Annotated in this window: 18 protein-coding genes and 1 pseudogene; 10 read left to right on the top strand and 9 right to left on the bottom strand. The window is 62.3% G+C overall.

What is annotated here, in order from left to right; all coding sequences use genetic code 11:
* Window positions 1–187 precede the first annotated feature (187 nt).
* The 4 genes from NKI37_RS14575 to NKI37_RS14560 all read left to right on the top strand — a co-directional run bounded on the left by NKI37_RS14575 (window position 188) and on the right by NKI37_RS14560 (window position 2,081).
* Window positions 188–493: an ArsR/SmtB family transcription factor gene (locus NKI37_RS14575; protein ID WP_352790338.1), complete on the top strand. Its 306-nt coding sequence runs from the start codon at window positions 188–190 to the stop codon at window positions 491–493.
* Window positions 490–972: an SRPBCC family protein gene (locus NKI37_RS14570; RefSeq protein WP_352790335.1), complete on the top strand. Its 483-nt coding sequence runs from the start codon at window positions 490–492 to the stop codon at window positions 970–972. Before NKI37_RS14575 ends, NKI37_RS14570 begins: the two co-directional genes overlap by 4 nt.
* Window positions 973–984: 12 nt before the next feature.
* Window positions 985–1,398, top strand: a complete 414-nt coding sequence (locus tag NKI37_RS14565) for an MAPEG family protein (protein ID WP_023671536.1) — start codon at window positions 985–987, stop codon at window positions 1,396–1,398.
* A gap of 128 nt (window positions 1,399–1,526) precedes the next feature.
* Complete coding sequence (locus NKI37_RS14560) at window positions 1,527–2,081, top strand: HdeD family acid-resistance protein (RefSeq protein ID WP_023671535.1); 555 nt, start codon at window positions 1,527–1,529, stop codon at window positions 2,079–2,081.
* A gap of 29 nt (window positions 2,082–2,110) precedes the next feature.
* Here the strand turns inward: NKI37_RS14560 and NKI37_RS14555 are convergent, their stop codons facing one another.
* A complete protein-coding gene (locus tag NKI37_RS14555) occupies window positions 2,111–3,094 on the bottom strand; it encodes a bifunctional riboflavin kinase/FAD synthetase (RefSeq protein WP_023682976.1) in 984 nt (327 codons plus the stop codon).
* A 9-nt stretch (window positions 3,095–3,103) separates the two neighbouring features.
* The gene (locus NKI37_RS14550) at window positions 3,104–3,964 is read right to left on the bottom strand and encodes a TIGR01459 family HAD-type hydrolase (protein WP_023829494.1); all 861 of its coding nucleotides are present in this window, start codon (window positions 3,962–3,964) and stop codon (window positions 3,104–3,106) included.
* A 336-nt stretch (window positions 3,965–4,300) separates the two neighbouring features.
* Between NKI37_RS14550 and NKI37_RS14545 the strand changes: the two genes are divergently transcribed.
* The 4 genes from NKI37_RS14545 (at window position 4,301) to NKI37_RS14530 (ending at window position 9,815) form a co-directional block, all read left to right on the top strand.
* Window positions 4,301–6,190: a pilus assembly protein TadG-related protein gene (locus NKI37_RS14545; RefSeq protein WP_027049673.1), complete on the top strand. Its 1,890-nt coding sequence runs from the start codon at window positions 4,301–4,303 to the stop codon at window positions 6,188–6,190.
* 187 nt (window positions 6,191–6,377) lie between these two features.
* On the top strand, window positions 6,378–8,351 hold the full coding sequence (locus NKI37_RS14540) for a pilus assembly protein (protein ID WP_023816294.1): 1,974 nt from the start codon (window positions 6,378–6,380) through the stop codon (window positions 8,349–8,351).
* A 155-nt stretch (window positions 8,352–8,506) separates the two neighbouring features.
* Window positions 8,507–9,139 carry a LysE family translocator gene (locus tag NKI37_RS14535; protein ID WP_023705731.1) on the top strand — a complete coding sequence of 211 codons (633 nt, stop codon included), beginning with the start codon at window positions 8,507–8,509 and terminating at the stop codon, window positions 9,137–9,139.
* A 145-nt stretch (window positions 9,140–9,284) separates the two neighbouring features.
* Window positions 9,285–9,815, top strand: coding sequence for a CAP domain-containing protein (locus tag NKI37_RS14530; protein WP_023671529.1), 531 nt, complete (start codon window positions 9,285–9,287; stop codon window positions 9,813–9,815).
* A 29-nt stretch (window positions 9,816–9,844) separates the two neighbouring features.
* Here the strand turns inward: NKI37_RS14530 and NKI37_RS14525 are convergent, their stop codons facing one another.
* From NKI37_RS14525 to NKI37_RS14510, 4 genes and pseudogenes are all read right to left on the bottom strand, one after another.
* Window positions 9,845–12,463 carry an EAL domain-containing protein gene (locus tag NKI37_RS14525; protein ID WP_352794479.1) on the bottom strand — a complete coding sequence of 873 codons (2,619 nt, stop codon included), beginning with the start codon at window positions 12,461–12,463 and terminating at the stop codon, window positions 9,845–9,847.
* Window positions 12,464–12,797: 334 nt separating this feature from the next.
* Window positions 12,798–14,334: pseudogene (locus tag NKI37_RS14520) on the bottom strand (DHA2 family efflux MFS transporter permease subunit).
* 347 nt (window positions 14,335–14,681) lie between these two features.
* Window positions 14,682–15,875, bottom strand: a complete 1,194-nt coding sequence (locus NKI37_RS14515) for an HlyD family secretion protein (protein WP_352790328.1) — start codon at window positions 15,873–15,875, stop codon at window positions 14,682–14,684.
* Window positions 15,872–16,342 (bottom strand): MarR family winged helix-turn-helix transcriptional regulator, encoded by a 471-nt coding sequence (locus NKI37_RS14510; RefSeq protein WP_023705728.1) that lies wholly within the window; start codon window positions 16,340–16,342, stop codon window positions 15,872–15,874. Before NKI37_RS14510 ends, NKI37_RS14515 begins: the two co-directional genes overlap by 4 nt.
* 462 nt (window positions 16,343–16,804) lie before the next feature.
* Between NKI37_RS14510 and NKI37_RS14505 the strand changes: the two genes are divergently transcribed.
* Window positions 16,805–17,638 (top strand): AraC family transcriptional regulator, encoded by an 834-nt coding sequence (locus NKI37_RS14505; protein WP_352790325.1) that lies wholly within the window; start codon window positions 16,805–16,807, stop codon window positions 17,636–17,638.
* 42 nt (window positions 17,639–17,680) lie between these two features.
* Here the strand turns inward: NKI37_RS14505 and NKI37_RS14500 are convergent, their stop codons facing one another.
* The gene (locus NKI37_RS14500; RefSeq protein ID WP_352790322.1) at window positions 17,681–18,616 is read right to left on the bottom strand and encodes a bifunctional helix-turn-helix transcriptional regulator/GNAT family N-acetyltransferase; all 936 of its coding nucleotides are present in this window, start codon (window positions 18,614–18,616) and stop codon (window positions 17,681–17,683) included.
* A gap of 79 nt (window positions 18,617–18,695) precedes the next feature.
* Window positions 18,696–19,883 carry an MFS transporter gene (locus NKI37_RS14495; RefSeq protein ID WP_023821184.1) on the bottom strand — a complete coding sequence of 396 codons (1,188 nt, stop codon included), beginning with the start codon at window positions 19,881–19,883 and terminating at the stop codon, window positions 18,696–18,698.
* A gap of 170 nt (window positions 19,884–20,053) precedes the next feature.
* On the opposite strand from NKI37_RS14495, the gene NKI37_RS14490 reads away from it, so the two are divergent.
* A complete protein-coding gene (locus tag NKI37_RS14490) occupies window positions 20,054–20,680 on the top strand; it encodes a TetR/AcrR family transcriptional regulator (RefSeq protein ID WP_023835099.1) in 627 nt (208 codons plus the stop codon).
* On the opposite strand, the gene NKI37_RS14485 is transcribed toward NKI37_RS14490, so the two are convergent.
* On the bottom strand, window positions 20,677–21,546 hold the full coding sequence (locus NKI37_RS14485) for a hypothetical protein (protein WP_023715203.1): 870 nt from the start codon (window positions 21,544–21,546) through the stop codon (window positions 20,677–20,679). The genes NKI37_RS14490 and NKI37_RS14485 overlap by 4 nt on opposite strands.
* Window positions 21,547–21,590 lie beyond the last annotated feature (44 nt).

Below are 21,590 nucleotides of genomic sequence, written 5' to 3'. Positions count from 1 at the left end.
GGAGAGAACACCCGGCAGCCAAAGCCATGGCGCCGGTTCGGTAAAATTTGACTTAAAATCTACAGCAGTGGCGGCAACTGCGACCCTGTTTTTTGCGCTGTGGCCCATTTGAACAGGGCGCCGCCGGGCCTGTGGCGAGTTGACAGAAATAGCGAGGTTGCCTAAATTCGCGTTAGTGCAGACTAACATGAACAGATGGACAGCGCTTGGCGACCCGACCAGGCGGACGATCTTCGAACTGCTGGTCGAACAACCCTGTTCGGTCGGGGAATTGGCTCGTGCGCTTCCTGTCACCCGGCCGGCGGTCTCGCAGCACCTGAAGGTGCTCAAGGACGCCGGCCTCGTGGCCAACACACGGCTGGGCAAGCAACGCATCTACCGGGTCGAACCGGAAGGCTTGGCCAGCCTGCGCGCCGAACTCGACCGGTTCTGGAGCAAAACCTTGGCGGCCTACAAAGTGGTCGTCGAACAGGCCTTGAAGGAGCAGGAATGAGCACGCATCAACCGCCCGTGAGGCACTCCATCCTTGTCGAGGCTCCGATCGCACATGCCTTCAAGCTCTTCACCGAGGACTTCGGCAGTTTCAAACCCAAAGAGCATAACCTGCTTGCGGTGCCGATCGCGGAGACGATCTTCGAACCCCGCGTTGGCGGTCACGTCTACGACCGCGGTGTGGATGGCAGCGAGTGCCGCTGGGCACGGGTGCTGGCCTACGAGCCGCCGAACCGACTGCTTCTGAGTTGGGATATCAGCCCTCAATGGCAGATCGAGACCAATCCGGACAGGACCAGCGAGTGGGAAGTCCGGTTTACGGCGGAGACGAATAGCCGGACCCGCGTCGAGATCGAGCATCGCAATCTCGAACGTCATGGCGAAGGCTGGGAAGGCGTGCGCTTTGGGATTGACGGTGATCGAGGCTGGCCGCTGTATCTCAGGCGATTCCAAGATCTTTTTGCCGGCAAGGTGACCTGAAGGAGCACAATTATGGAACCCTATTGGCTAAGCATCCTCGGTGTACTGATCCTCTGTCTTTTGTCAGTCGCGCTGGCGGTTTACTCGGGTTCGTCCAAGGGATTTGCGGGAGCGCTTTCCGGTCCGGTGATCCCGGCCGACGACGCCAATCTCCTCTACAGGATCGACCGCGTGCATATGAACTCGGTCGAGGCGCTGGCGCCTTTTGTCGTCCCGGCGGTGCTGGCCATGATGGTTGGCGTTGGGTCGGCCACGTTGGCGACCATTGTCTGGGTTCATGTGGCGATACGCCTGCTTCACCTGGGGGTTTACCTACGCGGCGGCAATGCCGCCAAGGGTGGCAGTGTCAGAACGATCGTCTACGTCTCTGGAGCGATCGTCACGCTTGTCCTCGTCCTTGTGACTGGGTGGGCTGCCATAAATTGACACGTACGCGCGAACCTCAAGCCACCGACGCTTTGTTTGTTTGCTAGCCGTCGCCATCGGCTGGACGTCCGCTACAGCCGGGGCTAACCTCCCGGCAAGGTGCCAGGCGATTTCGAGGAGATGCAGCCATGACCCTGCACGGTGATACCCTGAAAGATGCGATCGGCCGGACACGGGACAAATGGGGGTGGTTCGTCGCGCTCGGCGTGCTGCTGCTCATCTTCGGCGGCATTGCCTTCGGCAATCTGTTCATCGCCACCGTCGCCTCGGTCTATGTCGTGGGCTGGCTGATGCTGATGGCCGGCATCATCGAGATCGTGCATGCCTTCGGCGTGAAGACCTGGAGTCGCTTCTTCTATTGGCTGCTCAGCGGCCTACTTTATGCCGTTGCCGGTTTCTTTGCCTTCGACAATCCGCTGCTGGCCTCGACGGTGCTGACCTTGCTGCTGGCGGTGGCGCTGGTCGCTTCAGGCGCGCTCAGGGCCTGGGTCGGCTATAGCCACCGACCGGAAAAGGGCTGGGGCTGGGTCGTCGCGGCGGGCCTGATCAGCGTGCTGGCGGGGCTGACCATCGCCATGGGCTGGCCGGTCAACAGCCTGTGGGTGCTCGGCCTGTTCCTGGCCATCGACCTGATCTTCCAGGGCTGGAGCTTCATCGCTCTCGGACTGGCGTTGAAGAAGTAGGGGCTTGAAGAGGTAAGCGGCCGGAAGGCTCAAAAAGCGATGGCGCCGTCCAGATCCGAAAGCGGCCTGACGCCGGCCAGCAGCGCGCGCGCCTCCGCCTCGTCGCGCTTCATTTGTGCCACCAGCCCATCGAGCCCATCGAACTTCACCTCGGGACGCAAAAAGCCGAAGAGCGATACGTCGCAGATCTCGCCATAGAGATCGCCGGCAAAGTCGAAGACGAAGGTTTCGAGCAGCGGCGCGCCATTGTCGTCGACAGTCGGGCGACGCCCGAAGCTGGCGACACCATCATAGAGCGTGCCGTCGGCGCGGCGAAAGCGGACGGCATAAATCCCTTCCTTCAGAGTCGTTTCCGGCGAAAGCCTCATGTTGGCTGTCGGGAAGCCGAGCGTGCGGCCGAGCTGCTGGCCGCCGATCACTTCGCTTTCGACGGTGAAGCGGTAGCCGAGCAGGCCTGCGGCCTCGGCGACCTCTCCCTCGCAGAGCAGCTCGCGGATACGGCTCGACGACACCACCTCGGCGCCCTCGTCGCGAAAGGCGTCGACCAGGGTGACGCCGAAACCATGGCGCTCGCCTGCCGCCATCAGAAACGCAGGACCGCCCTGCCGGTCCTTGCCGAAGTGAAAATCGAAGCCGGTGACGGCATGGGTGATGCCGAGGTTCGTCTCCAGCACATCGGTCACGAAAGCCTCGGCCGACAGGCCGGCAAAGGCGCGCGTGAACGGCTGTTCGACGAGTGCGGCAAAGCCCAGATGCGACAGCAGCCGCGCCTTCATCGGCGGCGGCGTCAATACGAACAGCGGCATATCGGGCCTGAACACCTTGCGCGGATGCGGGTCGAAGGTCAGCACTAGCGCCGGCACGCCGCGCCGCCCGGCTTCGGCAAGCGCGCGATCGAGCACCGCCTGGTGGCCGCGATGGACGCCGTCGAAATTGCCGATCGCCACCACGCCGCCGCGCAAATGCGGCGGCAGCGGCGCGGTTGCTGAAATGTGTTCGAAAGCTGCGCTCATGCAGCAACCCTACCGCAGTCTCGGAATGACGGCGACCGGCCGGTAGCCGTGCTTTTGCAGAAAGGCTGCAAGCCTGGCGGGGTCCGGCTGCATGGGATCGCCATAGTCGCGCGCGTGAATGCCGCCCGAGACGTAAAGCACGTCGATGCCGTTGTCGGCGGCGCCCTTGACGTCGGTCATCATGCCGTCGCCGATGGCCAGCACCTCGGTGCGCGCGACGTCTCGGCCGAGAAGCACGGCAACCTCCCGCAGCGCTACGTCATAGACCGGCGCATAAGGTTTTCCGGCGATCAGCGTGCGGCCGCCAAGCTGGGCATAGTCGCGCGCCAAGGCGCCGGCGCACCAGATCATGCGCTCGCCGCGTTCGACCACGATGTCGGGATTGGCGCAGATGAAAGGCAGGTTCCTGGCGCGCAGCCGGCGCAGCAGATCGGCGTAATCCTCAGGCGTTTCCACCTCGTCGTCGAACAGCCCGGTGCAGACCGCGCCGGAGGCCTCGAACTCCTCGACGAGCTCGACGTCCAGACCGTCATAGAGGGTGAAATCGCGGTCGGCGCCGATATGGAAGATTTTTCGTGGGCCTTCGGCGATAAGGTCGCGGGTCACATCGCCTGAGGTCACGACGCGGTCGTAGGCGGCGGCGGGAACGCCGATCGCATTCATCTGCGCCACCACATCGGCATTGCGGCGCGGCGAGTTGGTGATCAGGACGACCGGGACCTTCGCCGCACGCGCGGCGGCAAGCGCTTGGGCAGCCGCCGGAAAATGCCATTCGCCATTGTGGATCACCCCCCAGACATCGCACAGGATGGCCGAGTAGGCGCCCGACAAATCCGCGAGCGAGCCGATGATATCAGGCGAATCCGCCATGCCGTTTACCTGCTGTGACGATCATTGCGAGAGCTGCAGCCGACGGTCCGCCGCAACCGGCCCCGCATTAACCGAAGCGTTTCATCCTGTCACCAGCTTTTCGGCACTTGCCAGGCTGTTGCGCAACGGGCTGATCGAAGGTTGCACAGGCAGGAACCACCCTTCTCCGAGCTTTGGTCTATCGAAACAATGTCGCACCGCTGGTCACCAGGGCCGAGTGGTTAACGAGCCTTGAAAAGATCGGCCTATGTTGAACGCATTTCAGCAACCTGAAATTTAACGATTTTGTGGGCATCTTCGGACCGATATTGGGGTCCTGGCAGGGGTGCTGAAGGCATGATCCGCAGATTTCTGAACGACAGACGCGGCAACTATGCCTTGATGACAGTGATCACCATGGTGCCCTTGATGGGCGCGCTGGCGCTTGCCATCGACTACACCGATCTCTTGCGCCAAAAGCAGAACATGCTGAACGCGCTGGATGCCGCCGGGATTGCCACGGCACAGCAGATCGTCACCGGGGCGACCGACACGGCAGTCAAGGCCTATGCGAAGGATTTCTTCGAAGCCAATCTCGGCCGCGTCAAAGCAGCCAATACGGTCCTGACGGTGACGCTTCCCAACAACAACGCAGGTGGTGGCACGCTGAAGCTGTGCGCCGAATTGACGTACCACCCCTATTTCCTGCCGGCAGCGGCCATGATGATCGGAAGAACCGCCGCCGACGTCACAACATCGGCATGCTCGGAGATCCGCCTCAAAAACACGCTGGAAGTGTCTCTCGTGCTCGACAATTCCGGCTCCATGAGCATCAACGGCTCCGGCACCGGCCAGCCGCGAATAGATTTGCTCAAGAAGGCCGCGACGGAGCTTGTCAATACAATGGCGCTCCAGGCCGCACAAATGAAGCAGGTGACCAAGCCGGTGCAGTTCTCGCTGGTCCCGTTTTCTGCGTCGGTCAATGTCGGCGCTCCGATCCCCCCGGCTCCATTGCCGACGTGGCTGGACACGACCGGCATTTCCCCGATCCATCATCAGAACTTCGATTGGTCGACGATGACAGCGGCAGCAAATGCCACCAAATGGATCGAAAAAGTAGGCAGCGTTTACTACCAGCGCGGCACGGGCTGGGGCACTGACAAAGACAAGGAGATGACGCGTTTCACCCTCTATCAGGACATGATGGCAACGACCTGTACGAAGAAAAACTCGAACGGCACTTGCAAGACCTCCGTCGTCGCCAAATACGAAGCCTGGAAGGGCTGCGTGGAGGCGAGGCCGTATCCCTATAATGACGACGACACGTCGCCGACCACTGGCACGCCCGCCACCATGTTCGTGCCGATGTTCGCGCCGGACGAAGCTGGCAATTTCTGGACCGACACAACTCGCACCAGCACATCGACGTGGGGTTACGCCAACAATTGGTGGATCGATTATTCCGACACGCTGACTGTCGCCAAACGCCAGGCGGATATGCGTAAGTATTTTCTGACAAAGCCCTGGGACGCAGCAGCCGCTGCGGCCGATGATGGACCCAATTCGGCATGCACGACCGCCGCGATCACGCCGTTGCAGGACATAACCACCACCGATGGCAAGAAAATCCTGACGGATGCCATCAATGCCATGGCCCCGACGGGCAACACCAACGTGCCGGAAGGGCTGGCCTGGGGCTGGCGGACGGTGTCGAGCAACGAGCCTTTTACGCAAGGCCGGCCGAACACCGAAAGAGGCAACGACAAAGTGGTCATCGTCCTGACCGACGGCGCAAACACCTATAGCATCGGCCCCAGCAACGACATGACCAGCAACTACGCCAAGAATGGATCGACCTACGCCGCCTATGGCTACACCGGCCCTAATTTTCCGAAGCCAGTGGAGCCTGCGACCCGCCTGTTCGTCAACACGACCGTCGCCAAGACAACCTATACGGCGACCAACTACACGGCCGCGCTTGACGAGCAGATGCAAACCCTTTGCGCCAATGCGAAGAATTCGAACATTCTCTTGATGACCGTCTCGCTCGACCTTGTTAGTTCCAAGCCGGCGGAAAAGACTGCCATAGATGCGCTCAAGAAATGCTCCTCGGATTCGCGCTTCCGCAAGGATCCGACCGACCCGAGCAAACCGGCGAAGCTGTACTGGAACGCGACCGGCGCCACCTTGTCGCAAAGTTTCAAGGAAATCGCCGACGAACTGTCGAACCTGCGCATCGTCAGCTGATCGGCGCGATCTTTCGAACAAGGCGCTCCGCCTCGGCGGGGCGTTTTGCGTTCGGCAGCTGGCGCATTTGGTTAGCGCCTGGTGAAGCGCTATCCGCGCAATCGAGCAGTTTCCCAAACCCGTCCTTCAACGTTTTGTGAAACTGTGGCGGCATTGAAGAATACGCAGGCGGGGCCGCTTACATCACATGCGTGAACTCTGGCGCACATTCCGGCGTGACTTCTGGCGTGACCGCCGCGGCAATTACGCTCTGATGACCGTTGTGGCGATGGTGCCACTGATGGGCGGCGTGGCAATGGCTGTCGACTACACCGGCGTGGTCAGCGAGAAGCAGAGGGTGGTCAACGCGCTCGACGCCGCCAACTTCGCCACAGCGCGCCGGCTGGTGGAAGGCGCCACCGACGACCAGTTGCGGGCCTATGCGCTCGACTTCTTCAAGGCAAACCTCAACCACGTCGATCCCGCCGACACGACGCTCAGCGTTACGCTGCCCAGCAGCACGACCGGCGGCGGCATCGTCAAGCTGTGCGCCAGCCTGGTCTACAAGCCCTATTTCCTGCCGGCAGCGGCGATGCTGATCGGCAGGACGTCGGAAAACGTCACCTACTCCGTGTGTTCGCAAGTCCGGCTGAAGAACACGCTGGAAGTGGCCATGGTGCTCGACAATTCGGGGTCGATGTCGAACACGGGCACGGGTGCCGGACAAAAGCGCATCGACCTTCTCAAGCAAGCCGCCAAGCAGCTCGTCGACACGCTTGCCTTGCAGGCCGCGATGATCAAGCAGATCGACAAGCCGGTCCAGTTCAGCCTGGTGCCGTTCGCCGCCTCGGTCAATGTCGGCGCCAGCAACGACAACGCGTCGTGGATCGACGCCTACGGGCTGTCGCCCATCCACAATGAGAATTTCGCCTGGTCCACGCTTAACGCAGCCGACAAATATGCCCAGAAGATCGGCGGCATCTGGTACAAGAAAGGCACTGGCTGGGGTGAGCAGGAGGGGCAGATGCTGACCCGCTTCTCGCTCTACCGCGACATGAAGGTGGTCACCAGCCACGAGCGCATCGTCGGCAGCAAACGCGTGGTCTGCGACAAATATCGCGCCAATCATACATGCTCGGACAGCCACAACGAATACGACTACAACGACACATATGGACCGTTCGCCAGCTGGCAGGGCTGCGTCGAAGTGCGGCCCTATCCCTATAATGTCAACGACGCGCCGGCCTCCGGCGGACCGAACAACACCGGCACCGGCGTCGGCGATCCCGCGACCATGTTCGTGCCGATGTTCGCGCCGGATGAGCCGGGCAATCATTGGTACATAACGCAGGACCCCGACGAGGTGGCTCCCAAGACCTATGGCGCGGCCAACAGCTGGTGGAACGACGATCCGGCGAGCACCACCGGCAAGACCAGGCAGTCCAACATGGCCAAGTATTTCCAGCCACGGCCGATGAACGCGCCGGTGCTGGGGACGGGTGCCGGTCCGAATTACAGCTGCACCACCACGCCGATCACACCGCTGACCGACGTCGCCAACGCCGCCGGGCTGACCAAGATCAAGGCTGCGATCGACCTTATGGCGCCCAACGGCAACACCAATGTGCCGGAAGGCATGGCCTGGGGCTGGCGCACCGTCTCCAGCACGGAGCCTTTCACAGGAGGACGTCCTGAGACGGAGCGCGGCAACGACAAGGTGGTCATCGTGCTCACCGACGGCGAGAACACCTATTCGACGGTGAGTTCCGACCCCGCCGGCAACAAGTCGACCTATGCCGGCTATGGCTATACCGGCGTCGGCTACAACGGCACTGCGGTCACCCGCCTGTTCGGCGGCACGTCGAGCGCCATCGGCCAGCTCAACTATTCGTCGAGCAACTACACCGCCGCGCTCAACGAGCAGATGGCGACGCTGTGCAACAACGCCAAGGCGGCCAACATCATGGTGATGACGGTGGCGCTCGATATGTCGACGACCGACGCCGGCGACAAGAGCGCGATGGAGGCACTGAAGACGTGCTCGTCGGACTCGCGCTTCCGCAAGGATCCGACCGACCCGAGCAAGCCTGCAAAACTGTTCTGGAACGCGACCGGCGCCACGCTGTCCGACAATTTCAAGGAAATCGCCAACGAGCTCTCGAACCTGCGCGTGGTGAGCTGAGGGTTGAAGCTGCTGATCTTCCCCCTTGCGGGGGAAATTGGCGGCTTCGCCGCTTTCGCCAATTTTCGACGCTGGCGCAAAGTCTCCGGCCATCATGCTCTTGCGGTGAGTCAAAACGCGTGCTCGGTATCGTCACCGCTTCCCGGAGATTGCCCGTGCCCGAAACCGCCAACCATCTAGCCTTCGCGCTGGTCTGCCTGGGCATGGTGCTGACGCCCGGGCCGAACATGATCTACCTGATCTCGCGCTCGCTGTCGCAAGGCCCCAAGGCCGGGCTGATCTCGCTCGGCGGCGTGGCGGCCGGCTTTCTGTTCTATGTCGTATCGGCTGCGCTGGGCATCACCGCGCTGCTGCTTGCCGTGCCGTTTGCCTATTACGCACTGCGCATTGCCGGCGCGCTCTATCTGCTATGGCTCGCCTGGCAAGCAGTGCGGCCCGGCGGGCGCTCACCATTCCAGGTGCGCGAACTGCCGAAGGACAGGCCGCGCAAGCTGTTCGCGATGGGCCTGATGACCAATCTCCTGAACCCCAAGGTGGCGGTGCTTTATCTGTCGCTGCTGCCGCAGTTCATCTCGCTGGGCAAGGGCCATGTGCTGTCGCAGCTTCTGGTGCTCGGCGCCACGCAGATCTCGATCAGCCTGACCGTCAATGCCATCATCGCGGTAACGGCCGGTTCGATCGCCACCTTTCTTGCCGGACGGCCGCTATGGATGGTCATCCAGCGCTGGATGATGGGCACGGTGCTTGCTGGGCTGGCGCTTAAAATGGCGACCGACGCGCAACGCTGATCGACGCAGCGCGCCGAGACTACATCGGCCGCCGACCTTCCCATTCGAATCGGCCGGCCGAACCTGCACGGAGGCCAGCGATTGAGATTTTCGCAGCCCTGCCCGGCAAAAGCCATGATCGCCGCTAAGTCAGGCAGGCATGACAATGATCTGCACCACCAATCACCCGCTCGCGCAAACCCGCTCTGGCGCAGCAAGTCCAAAACCAAACAGGCGCCTGCTGCTGATCGGCCTTGCAGCCATGGCCGGCCTCGCTGCTTGCAGCACGGTCTCGGTGCCGACCGGCGAAGGCGCCGGTGTCTCGTCCTCCGCCACCGCGACGCTGGCCGGCATCCGAGCTTCGGCCGGACTGCCGGCGCTGGTGCCGGACGCCCAGCTCGAGCAGGCCGCTCGGCAGCAGGCCGGCTATATGGCCTCACGCGAACGCATGAGCCACACGACGGGCTGGGGAAAGGATTTCGCGTCGCGGATGAAGGACAATGGCGTGCGGGGCGCCGCCGCCGAGAACATCGCGGAGGGCCGCTTCGACCAGCAGAAACTGTTCGACATCTGGATGCATTCGGCCGGCCACCGCCGCAACATGCTCGATCCGGATTTCAGCCGCTTCGGCCTCGCCTATGTACGCGACGGGCGCGACAGCGCCATCCGCTACTGGAGCCTGGTGCTCGGAAAGTAAAGACCAGCGGCTACGACGCGAGCCGGCCGTCAGCCTTTCGCGATCAACTTGCCGATATCCCCGGCCGACAGCGGTTTGCTGAAATAATTGCCCTGCACCTCGTCGCAATTGTTCTTGCGCAGGAAGGCGACCTGGTCTTCCGTTTCGACACCTTCGGCCAGCACCCGAAGGTTCAACTTCTGCCCCAGGGAAATCACGGCGCCGGTGACCGCCTGATCGTTCTCGTCGGTCGCGAGATCGTTGATGAAGGACTTGTCGATCTTCAGCCGCGCCACCGGAAACGTCTTGAGGGCGCTGAGACTGGAATAGCCTGTTCCGAAATCGTCGATCGATATCTGCACGCCGAGCTTTTGCAGTCCGTTCATCGTTGCGACCGCCAGCTCGAAATCCTGCATGATCAGGCTTTCCGTCACTTCGAGCTCGAGATACCTCGCCTCCAGGCCGCTTTCCTTCAATGCGTTGACGACGCGGTCGATCAGGTTCTTCTCCCGGAACTGCCGCGCCGACACGTTGACGCAGACGGTTACGGGCGACAGACCGGCGCGCTGCCAGGCTTTGTTCTGCCGGCAGGCTTCGTGCAGGATCCAGTCGCCGAGCGGCACGATCAGCCCGGTCTCCTCGGCGGTCGGGATGAACATCGCCGGCGAAACCAGGCCTCGCGTCGGGTGGTTCCAGCGCACCAGCGCTTCGACGGCGAAAACCTGCCCTGATCGCAGATCCACCTGTGGCTGATAGTGCAGAGCGAATTCCGACCGGGCGAGCGCGTTTCGCAATTCCTCCTGAAGCAGGAATTTTTCATGTGCCGTTGAGTTGAACTCCGGGGCATAGAACTGGAAATTGTCGCGGCCGAATTCCTTGGCGCGATACATGGCGGCGTCGGCATTGGCCAACAGCGTATCCGGGCTGGTCCCGTCCTTCGGGTAATTTGCGATGCCGATGCTGGCCGTCGTTCTCAGCCGATGCTCTCCGACAAGAACCGGTTCCGCGATCGCATCCCTGATCGTCTGCAGGGTTTCCGAGACCACATCGACATTGGTGGTTTGGTCGAACAGGACGATGACAAATTCGTCGCCGCCAAGCCGCACGACGGTGTCGGTGGCCTTCACGCATCCAACCAAACGGCTGGCGACGGTCTTGAGGAGTTCGTCGCCGGCATTGTGGCCAAACGTATCGTTCACCAGTTTGAAATTGTCGAGATCGATGAACACTACCGTCATCCAGCGATTGTATCGCTGCGCGTAGAGGACCGCCTGGGAAAGCCGATCCTCCAGCAAAGCGCGATTGGGCAGGCCGGTCAGCGCATCATGGTTGGCCATGAAGTGGATCTGGTCTTCCGCCAGTTTGCGCTCGATCGCGATGCCGGCAATGTGTGTGGTGAACTCGATCAGGCGGGTCTCGGCATGGGTGGGTTCGCGCACGGTCATCGAATACATGGCAAAGGCGCCCAACACGACGCCCCGATGCGACAGGATCGGGGTTGACCAGCACGAACGATAGCCATGGGGTGCCGCCAGTTCGCGGTAATCGTCCCAAAGCGGATCCTGCAGAATATCGGTAACAATGACCGGTTCCCGCCGGTAGATGGCGGTTCCGCAGGATCCCACCTTGGGACCGATGGCCGCCCCATCGATGGCGCTCGTATAGGCTTTCGCCAGGCCCGGCGCCGCACCGTGACGCAAATGAATGCCGTCCTTGTCGAGCAGCAGGACGGAACCGAATATCCCCTTCAACTGAGCCTCGACGAAGCGCATGAGGCGGTCGAGCACGTCCTCCAGCGGCGCGCTCGTGGCAATCATTTCGAGGATCTGCGCCTGCCCGCTGCGAAGGACATCCGCCTGCTTGCGGGCGGTGATGTCGTGGGCAATGCCAACCAGGCCGAAGATTTCATTTTGGCGATTGCGCAACGGCACCTTCGTCGACGAAAGCCATTTGCCGTTCCCCGACGCATCGACGACAAACTCTTCCGCGTCGATCATTGGTTGTCCGCTCTTGAGCAGGCGCTGCTCGACCAGGCGAAATTTCCGCGCAACTTCCGGGGGGTGGAGATCAAAATCGGTCAAACCGATCATGTCGCTGGTCTTGTTGCGGCCGCTATCGGTCGCAAGGGCGCTGTTGACCACGACGAAACGGCTTTGCGTATCCTTGACCCAGAGGTAATCGGGCACCCAGTCGATCAGCGCCTGCAGCGAAATGCGCTCGTCGACGATCTGCCGATTGGCGAGGAGTTCAGTGATGTCCTCATGCGTGGCGATCCAACTGCCATCGGGCATGGGCTGGTTACGGATCTGGATTGTGCGACCATCGACAAGTTTGGCGGTCCAGAGCCGCGAAGCCTTGCCCGAATTGATCGAGCGAGCCGTTGCGAGATAGGTGTCGGCGGCCGTCGCCGCCGTGCCGGCGGCGACGCGGCGTTCGACGATTTCGCTCAGTGTCACGCCAGGCCGCAATTCCTCGGGCGCAATGCGGTAGATTTCCGCATAGCGCCGGTTGCTCAGGATCAGCCGTTCATCGGCATCGAAAAAGCAGATGCCTTGCGAAATATTCTCGATCGCAGTCTCGAAGCGCAGGGTCTGCCCTTCGAGACCCGCAATGGTCGTGCGAAGTTCTCCCTCGAGCGTATCGTAGGAAACGTCAGCCAGTCTTGCCAATGCGGCTACGCCCACCGGCCCGCGCGCCCCGACGGATCTTCTGGATGACTTCGTGACCAAACAGACCTCCTCCGGTTTGGCACCTGAAACAAGAAAGGGCCTCTGTCGTGCCAGACGAAAGTCGACTGACAATGTTACAGATGTGCTAATTCAAGATGAACTGTAACGGAATTGGAGGCGTCAGCAACCAGATACCAAAGGTGCAAATGTCATTTCAAATCAACTTCCAACGGCTCATTATCGATATTCTTTTGCACACGCGGGTTTTGACGATCATCCGAGCAACAAATCATCAGGGGCAACCAGCTTGCTGCCAGCGCTACCGGCGCCCGCCTCAATCCATATGCGCGGCAGGAGCGGCCGCGCCGGCCGGAGCGGTCTTCGGCTTGCGCAGCAGGAAGACAAACGGAATGGCAACCAGCGTCATCACCATCAGCAGTTTGAAGTCGTTGACGTAGGAGATCATCATCGCCTGGATGTTGACCATGCGGTCCACCTGCGAAAGTGCCGTCGGATCGCCGCCTGCTGCCGCCGGCGAGGCCGCCCACAAATTGGGGTTGAACGGGTTGATGAAAGCCGACAGTTCGGTGTGATTAACCTGCGTGTTGCGCACCATGAGAACCGTCACCACCGACACACCGATCGACGAACCGAGATTTCGAACCAGGCTGAACAGGGCCGTGGCGTCGGTGCGGAAGCGCACGTCGAGCGTGGCGAAGGCCACCGTGGACAGCGGCACGAACACCATGCCCATGCCCAGGCCCTGGATGACGCCGGAGCTGAGGATCAGCCAATTGTCCATCTGCGGCGTGAAGGAGGACATGGTGTAGAGCGACTGCGCGGTGAGCAGAAAGCCGATGACGACGAGGATGCGGGCGTCGATCCTGCTCATGAGCCGTCCAACGACAAGCATCGAAATCATCGTGCCGACACCGCGCGGCCCCAGGACGACGCCGATGGTGACGGTCGGATAGCCGAAGATGGTCGACAGCATCGGCGGCAGCAGCGACATCGAGGCCAGGATCAGCACGCCCATGACGAAGATGAAGGCCAGACCGGTGACGAAATTGCGGTCGAGGAAGATCTTGGGGTCGATGAAAGGACGTTCCGCCGTCAGTGTATGGATGATGAAAACCCAGAAGCCGGTGATCGAAAGAGCAAGCTCGATCCAGATTTCGACCGAGGAAAACCAGTCGACCTCGCCGCCGCGGTCGAGCAGCAGCTGCAGTGCGCCGACGCCGAGCGAAATCATGGCGAAACCGAAGAAATCGAAGCTGCGTATCCGCCGGGCAATGACCGGCAAATAGGCTGCCATGCCGAGGAAGGCGATGATGCCGACCGGCAAATTGATGAAGAACACCCAGCGCCAGTTGAAATTCTCGGTCAGCCAACCGCCCAGCGTCGGACCCAGGATCGGCCCCAGCATGATGCCGGCGCCCCAGATGGCCATCGCCTGGCCGTGGCGTTCCCTGGGGTTGATGTCGAGCAGGAAGGTCTGCGACAGCGGCACGATGGCTGCGCCGAACACGCCCTGCATCAGCCGGAAGAACACAATGCTCTCCAGGCTCCAGGCAATGCCGCACAGCATCGAGAACACGGTGAAGCCGACAACCGCCGCCAGGAACAGTTCCTTGCGGCCGAAGCGGTCGGCCAGCCAGCCGGTCACCGGGCGTCATGATCGCGGCGGCAACGATGTAGGAGGTCAACACCCAGTTGATGTTGTCGGGCGAGGCGCCGAGGTCGCCGGTCATGGTCGGCAGCGCGACATTGGCGATCGTGGTGTCGAGCGCCTGCATGACGGTCGCCAGCATCAGCGCCACGGTGATCAAGCCGCGATGCGGCACTTCCTTGAAAGGTTCTGGTGTGGTCATGATGCGGAACTTCCGACAGGTAACAAAAACGTGTACACTAGGTTTCCGGGCGGCGAGGCCTTCTCTGGTGAAGAGACCCTCATCGCGGTGGGACGCGATCTATCGATGTGGGGGTTACATCGATCGAAGGTCTCGACACATCAGGCGCTTGCCGCCCGGAAATCCAAGGTCCGAAGACGGCGCCGAAGTGGTCCAGGTTCTGGGCAGGCCGCGATGCGGCCCGGTCCAATCCACCCCTCGTTCAACCTGCCGTCGGACCGATCCTGTCATCTCAACTTCACCTCGCCTGCGGCGGGCGTTCTGCCGGGCCGTGTTCCTGCTTTTCGAGATCACGGTCCATTCACAGTCTATTGTGCTTCGCCTGCGGTGGCGGGGCCGAAGATAGCGGGGAAGCCGCGGGCAACGCCGGTATCCACCGTAACCGAGGCGCTCATGCCGGTGCGCAGCGCCATTTTGGCGTCGGCATCGGTCAGCTCCAGGCGCACCGGAATGCGCTGCGTGACCTTGACCCAGTTGCCGGTCGCGTTTTGAGCTGGCAGCAGCGAAAACTCCGCGCCGGTGCCGGCGCCGATCGCCTTGACGGTGGCCTCGAAAGTTCTGCCCGGATAGGTGTCGACGACGATCTCGGCCTTCTGGCCAGGCTTCATGTGGGTAAGCTGGGTTTCCTTGAAATTGGCATCGATCCAGGTGTCGCCGGTCTCGACCAACGCAAACAGCGGCGTGCCGGAACCGACATACTGGCCGACCTTGAACGAGGAGGCCTGGCTGATGACGCCGTCGGCCGGCGCCTTGACCGTGGTCTGCGCCAGATCGTAGGCGGCCTTGTCGCGCGCGGCGAGTGCGGCCATCACCGTCGGATGCTTGTCGGTCTCGATATCGGGATTGCCGGCGAGAGCCGCCTTGGCGCTGATGATGCCTTGCTCGGCAACGGCCAGTTGCTGCCTGGCCTTGTCGAGATCGTTCTTGGCCTCGTCCAGCGACGATTTGGCGTTGATGCCCTTCTGGGCAAGGTCGGCGGCGCGGTCATACTGCGACTGCGCGTAGTCGACCTGGCTGGCATCGGACTTTTCCTGCGCCAGTGCCTGGCTGTAGGCGGCGCGCAGCTGTTCGATTCCGACGCGTGCGACTGCGACCGCCGCGTCGGCCTGGGCTAACGCGATCCGGTAGGGCTCGGGGTCGATGGCAAACAGCACATCGCCCTGCTTGACCTGCTGATTGTCCGAGATGCCGACCTGAACGATGCGGCCGGCGGTGTCCGAGGCGATCGACACCTTGGCCTGCTGCAAATTGGCGTTCTCGGTTTCCTGATAGCGGCCGCCGGTCACCCAGACATAACCGCCACCAATGGCCAGCGCGGCCGGCAGGGCGACCATCAGCAGCAAGCGGCCGAGGCGGCGCTTCTTGACCGGAGCCGGAGCGGGTTGAACCGGGGGAGCCACCGCGACAGGTGCTGCGGCCGGCTGTGCAGGCGCTTCGGCGGCCGGCTTTGCCGGCGTCTCGATCTTGGTTACATTCTCGTCTAGCTTGGCTGCCGCGTTCATGCTGCTGCCCCTTCCGTACTCTTCAAGGACGACGTCTCGCCGTCCGCCAGGTTTTGCACGATGGTGTCCAGCGCCCGGATAAGGACGCGGCGGTCGTCCGGCGAAACGCCGACCAGCGATTCCTCATAAACTTCGCCAGCAAGGCTTTTGACCTCGGCATAGGCCGCGTTCGCCTTGGCTGTCGGGAAGATCATACGCACGCGCCGGTCAGTTGCGTCGGAGCGCCGCTCGATCCAGCCGCCCTCCTCCATCCGGTCGACGAGGCGTGAAACGCTGATCGGCTCGATTTCGAGAAGTTCGGCGAGGCGAGCCTGGGCGACGCCCGCCTCCTTGGCAACGCGAACCAGAAGCCGCCATTGTGCCGAGGAAAGGCCAAGTCCGCTGGCGCGCGCCTCGAAGCGCTTGCGCATAAGGCGCTGCACGTCGTGGATCAAAAAGCCCAATCTATCTATGCCGTCGGAAACCATGAGCGGTATATATTATAAGCGTGCTTACCATTCAAGGCGCCGCATTGCACCAGAGCCGAAAAAGAGGGATGGCAGCCATGCAGATGCGGTCATGGCACAGTCAATAACGGTTGCGGATGACCTCCCGACCGAGACGTGAATTGCCGTCGAGAACGCCGTGAGAAGAAAGGTCGTCTTGCGCGTCCTCGCCACCGGCACACCTAGGCTTTCGGCGGCATTTCGCCGGCGGCGACGGCATCGAGCCGGCGGTGGTTCCACAGCGCATAGGCAAGGGTGGTGCCCGCACCTAGCGCGCCCAGATATTGTCCCAGCGAGCCAGGCCGAGGCCGCCCAGCAACGGCTTTCCACGATGGTGACCTGCCACAGTCGACCAGCGCCCTTCGATTTTACGACAGGCGCAATTTCGATCAAACTGGCCTCGCAAAAAGCCGACAAAATGTGCCGCCAAATGCGAGGAGACCTATGAACCCGACCGAGAAAGCGCTGTGGTTTGTCGAGAGCCATCTGCCGGAAGCGATCTCGCTTGAAGATGTCGCGCAAAGCAGCGGCGTCTCGCGCTTTCATGTGACGCGCGCCTTTAGCGCCGCCACCGGCCGTTCGGTGATGGGCTATATGCGCGCGCGCCGGCTGACCGAAGCGGCGCGCAAGCTGGCCTCCGGCGCGCCCGACATCCTCGCGGTCGCGCTCGATGCCGGTTACGCCTCGCACGAAGCCTTCACCCGTGCCTTCCGCGACCAGTTCGGCACGACGCCGGAACTGGTGCGCGCGCAGGGCAGCCTCAGCAATCTCGACCTCGTGGAGCCGATCCTGATGGACCAGTCCTTCCTCGCCTCACTGCCGCCGCCGCGCTTCGAGACCGGCCGCCCCTTCCTCATTGCCGGGCTCGGTGAACGCTACAGCTGCGAGACCAGCGCTGCCATTCCGATGCAGTGGCAGCGTTTCGGTCCCTATATCGGCAACATTCCGGGCGAGACCGGCGACGTCGCCTATGGCGTCTGCGTCAACGGCGACGATGCCGGCAATTTCGATTACATCGCCGGCGTCGAAGTGCTGGATTTCTCCGACCTGCCGAAGGAGCTTTCCCGGGTGCGCGTGCCGGTGCAGAAATACGCCGTGTTCACCCATGCCGAGCACATCTCCACGATCCGCCGCACCGTCAACACGATCTGGAACAAATGGCTGCCGGCCTCGGGGCACGATATAGCCGACGGCCCCGAATTCGAACGCTACGGCCCGGAGTTCGATCCGCGCAGTGGCAATGGCGGGCTGGAGATATGGATTCCGGTTAGAGTGTGAGAGCGTTTGCGCGCGATCTTGCCTTCTTCCGGTGAAAAGGCGCTACAGCTCCAGGTTCCAGTTCTGGCCGACCAGATCCTTGCCGAAGGCGTGATGGCGCTCTTCGTCCACCAGCCTGAAGCCGGCACGCTCGTAGATGTGGCGGGCGGCGGTCAGGATGTCGTTGGTCCATAGGGTCAGCGTCGTGTAGCCCTTGGCACGAGCAAAGCCGATGCACTCCTGAACCAGCCGCTTGCCGATGCCGAGGCCGCGCGCCGATGGTTCGACATAGAGCAGGCGCAGCTTCGCCACCGCGTCGGATTTGCGCACGACGAAGACCGAGCCGACCACCTCCCCTTGCCGTTCGGCAATCCAGCTGCGTTCCCATTCTGGATCGAAGGATTTTACGAAGGCGCCGAGGATTTCGGCGACCAGCGCCTCGTAGGTTTCGTCCCAGCCATAGTCCTGTGCGTAGATCTGTCCTTGGCGGCGCACCACCCAGCCGATGTCGCCGACCTGCAAGGGGCGCAGCATATACGGCACTTTGGACTCCGGGCTGTCGCCCAGGAGTTGCTGCACCGTCTGCATGGCCTTGACCAGCCGGTCCTGTTCGGCAGCAGGAAGCCGCTCCAGCAAGGCCGCGACCTGGTCGTGCGAAGCCCGGTTCAGCGGCGCGAAGGCCTGCCGCCCCACCGGCGTCAGCGTGATCGACGACTGCCGCGCATCCGACGCCAGCGGCGCGCGCGCAATCAGCTGCAGGTGCTCGAACTTCTTCAGGAGCCGGCTGACATAACCGGCGTCGAGGCCGAGATCGCGGATGAGATCGCTGGCGGTCAGGCCATCGCGATGCGCCAGTTCGTAGAGCACCCGCGCCTCGGTCAGCGAGAAGGCGCTTTTCAGCAGGCCTTCGTCGAGCAGACCTATCTGGCGGGTGTAGAAGCGGTTGAAAGCCCGCACCGCGTCGATGCGTTCCTTGCCGGGTTGATGATGGATCGTCATGGGAAGCCTCCTGCCCATCAACGATCGGTCATTTATTTGACTTAGTCAAGTATCGAGGAGATGCTCCCCCGGTCGTGTCTCAGGCGATGGCGCGGCGGCGCCGTGCGATCAGGACGAACAGGCCGAGCAGCACAACGCTGGCCGCAGCACTGGCGGCGGCAAATTCCGGCACCGGCCGAAAATCCTTGCCGTCGATCAGCAGCGATGCCGCGACCGGGCCGATCGCCAGACCGAAAAGCTGGGCCGCCGGCACCAGAAGCACGGCCGTGCGCGTCTCGTCGGCGGTGATCGCCAGCCGGATCTGATAGGGCACGATGAACAGAAGGATGAAGCCCATGATCAAGGCCGCGACCCAGAAAACCGTCAGGCCGGGGCTGCCGGCGAGCACCACGGAACTGGCGACGGCGACCACGCCGATCGCCACGATGGCGAAGCGGTAGTCGATACGCGCCTCGAAGACGGTAGCCGTCATTGCGCCCAGCACCTGCAATGCCAGGCTGGCCGAGACGATCAGGCCGACGCTGCGGCCATCGATGCCGTATTGTGCGCCAAGCGGCTCGAGAAACGCCCAGACCGAGCCGAAGAACATAAAGTAGCAGAAGACGCACAGCAAAGCGGCAAGCGAAGGAACGGTCAGCACATTGCTGAACTGTTCCTCCTTGGGCAGGTCGGCATAGCTATCGGGAACGATGAAGGCGACCGCCACCGAAGCGATGCAGACGACGGCAAGGACGATGAAGCCGCCTGCCGATCCGGCGGCCGGGATGACGTAAAGCGCCAGCAGCAGGGCAAGGGCGCATTGCGCCAGCGTCTGAAGGGTGACGAAGAAGCCGCCGATGCGCTCGGCCCGGCGCGAACGGGCGATCAGTTCCGTGGCGACCGCCACCAGCCCACCCTCGGCGAGGCCCGCCACCGCGCGGGCGGCAATCAGCGAGGTCGAGGTCAGCGCATAGGCGGTCGCCCCGTTCGCCAGCGCCAGCAAGAGCAGAAGGACGGCACTTTTCAAGCGCATATTGTGGGCGGACAGCATCATGGCGATGGCCGCCGATCCGATGCCGATGGCGATCATCTCCGCCGTGGCGACCAGCGCGAGTTCGTCACCGCTGACATGCCCTTCGGTGTAGAGCGCGCCGAGAAGCACCGGCTGCAGCCCGAGAATGAGCAGGCCGACCGAGCCGATCCACAATGCCGAGGCGAGTTGCGCCCCAGTGGGGTTGCCGACCAGCCAGTCGCCGTTCCCGGCATCCGCGTTACCAGCAGAAGTCACGGTCGCCTCCCAACGTCCTTGCCTGACGGCAAAAAAACTGACAGTCTGTCAGCATTTAGAAACTGATACTCGATCATATTCGTTTGTCAATCAGTAGCGGGACTTGGCACCAACAAGGCTGGGGATGGTCTTGGCGATCGAATGGTCTGGGCGATCGAGAGGATGGCGGCATGAACGAAGCAGTGCAGATGACGACCGAACCGAGGCGCAGGCCCAAACAGGAGCGCAGCCGCGAGCGCATCGACGCCATCCTGTCGACGACCATGCGGCTGATCGGCGAGAAAGGCATCGACGCCGTCACCATGAAGGAAGTCGGCGCACAGGCCGGCGGGCCGATCGCCACCGTCTATCATTACTTCCCCAACAAGTCGGCGATCCTGGCGATGCTCTACGAGCGATTCTCCGAAGTGAGCCGCGCCCGGCTTGCCGCGATCGTTGCCGACGTCGGCGGGCTGAGCGACGTTATCGCTGCGGCCGACCGGCTGCTCGACGACTACCATGAGCGCGTCGCCGGCGACCCCGCCATTCAGGACCTGCAAAACGCCATCCAGGCTGACAAGGCGCTGAAGAATCTCGACATCGCCGAAACCCGGCACCAGGCGACGATGTTCTGCGACCATGTCGGCCCCTTTCTCGCGCCAGAGCGACGCAATGAGTTCGGCCGTATGGTTTTCCTGATCTTCCAGCTGGCCGGCGGCGTCGTGCGTATGGCGCTGACCCAGGACCAGGAGGAAAGCCGCCACACCATCGAGGACTACCGGTCGATCATCCATACGCAGTTGGGACTGTTTCTCTAGCGCCCGATTCGACCCCGTCCGGTCTGGTGGATGAGGTTTTCGAAGCCGTCGGCCAGGTTGGCTGTGCCGGCGGCAACAATCTTCGACAGGTTCCTGGCGCGACCTGGGGTCTTGTTGGCATCGAGCAGCACGGCCCTGCCCTCATGCACGACAAAGTCGAATTTGCCATAGTCGAAGCCCAGCTTCCGACGCAAGGCGCGCAGTTCGTCGGGAACCGCAACCGGCTGCCGGCGGACGGTGTCGTCGCCCTTGACCAGGCGCTGCGGCGAGACATAGCGGGTGCAGCGCTCCCGATCGCCGCAGAATATCCAGAACCGCGCCGCAAACCCGTCGGGCTCGATTTCGGGAATGAATTTTTCCACGATCAGGTCGGCACGCCTGAAAATCTCCGGCGCCACATCGGCCAGCGAGGCATGCACCTGATAACGGTCGAAGGTCTGAGCGCCCGGGAAAGGCACTGCCTTGCCGGCGCGAACGGATTTTCGGTTGAGCTGCTCCTCGGGCGTCCCCCAATGATTGAGGTTGCTCTTGACGATGACCTGGCCGCTCCAGTTGGCACCCTCCTCGAGGATCGCACCGCTGATGCGGCGCTTGGAAATGTCGGTTGCACCAAGATTGAGACAAATCGGAAATCCGCGCGCGTAGTCGACATAGTCCGATGGCGTCACTGTCGCGTCGACATGCAGGACGGCAATATCGGCGTTATGACTTGCCGAGGGTCCACGCATGATCTGCACGGAGTGACCGCGCCGTTTCAGCTCCGCCAGGACGTCGAACAGCATGTAGGGGCTGTCCTGGCGCAGCAGGAGGCCCCGCCGGCTCTGGAAGCGGTCAAATTCATGCGTTATGACGGCAATGCGGGCCATGGCCTTTCCTGCATGAGGTAACTCGCAAGGCAACCAACAGCCTG

This window comes from Mesorhizobium sp. M0626 (genome assembly GCF_040320665.1).
GTDB lineage: Bacteria > Pseudomonadota > Alphaproteobacteria > Rhizobiales > Rhizobiaceae > Mesorhizobium.
This window is presented reverse-complemented; position numbering and strand designations above follow the sequence as displayed.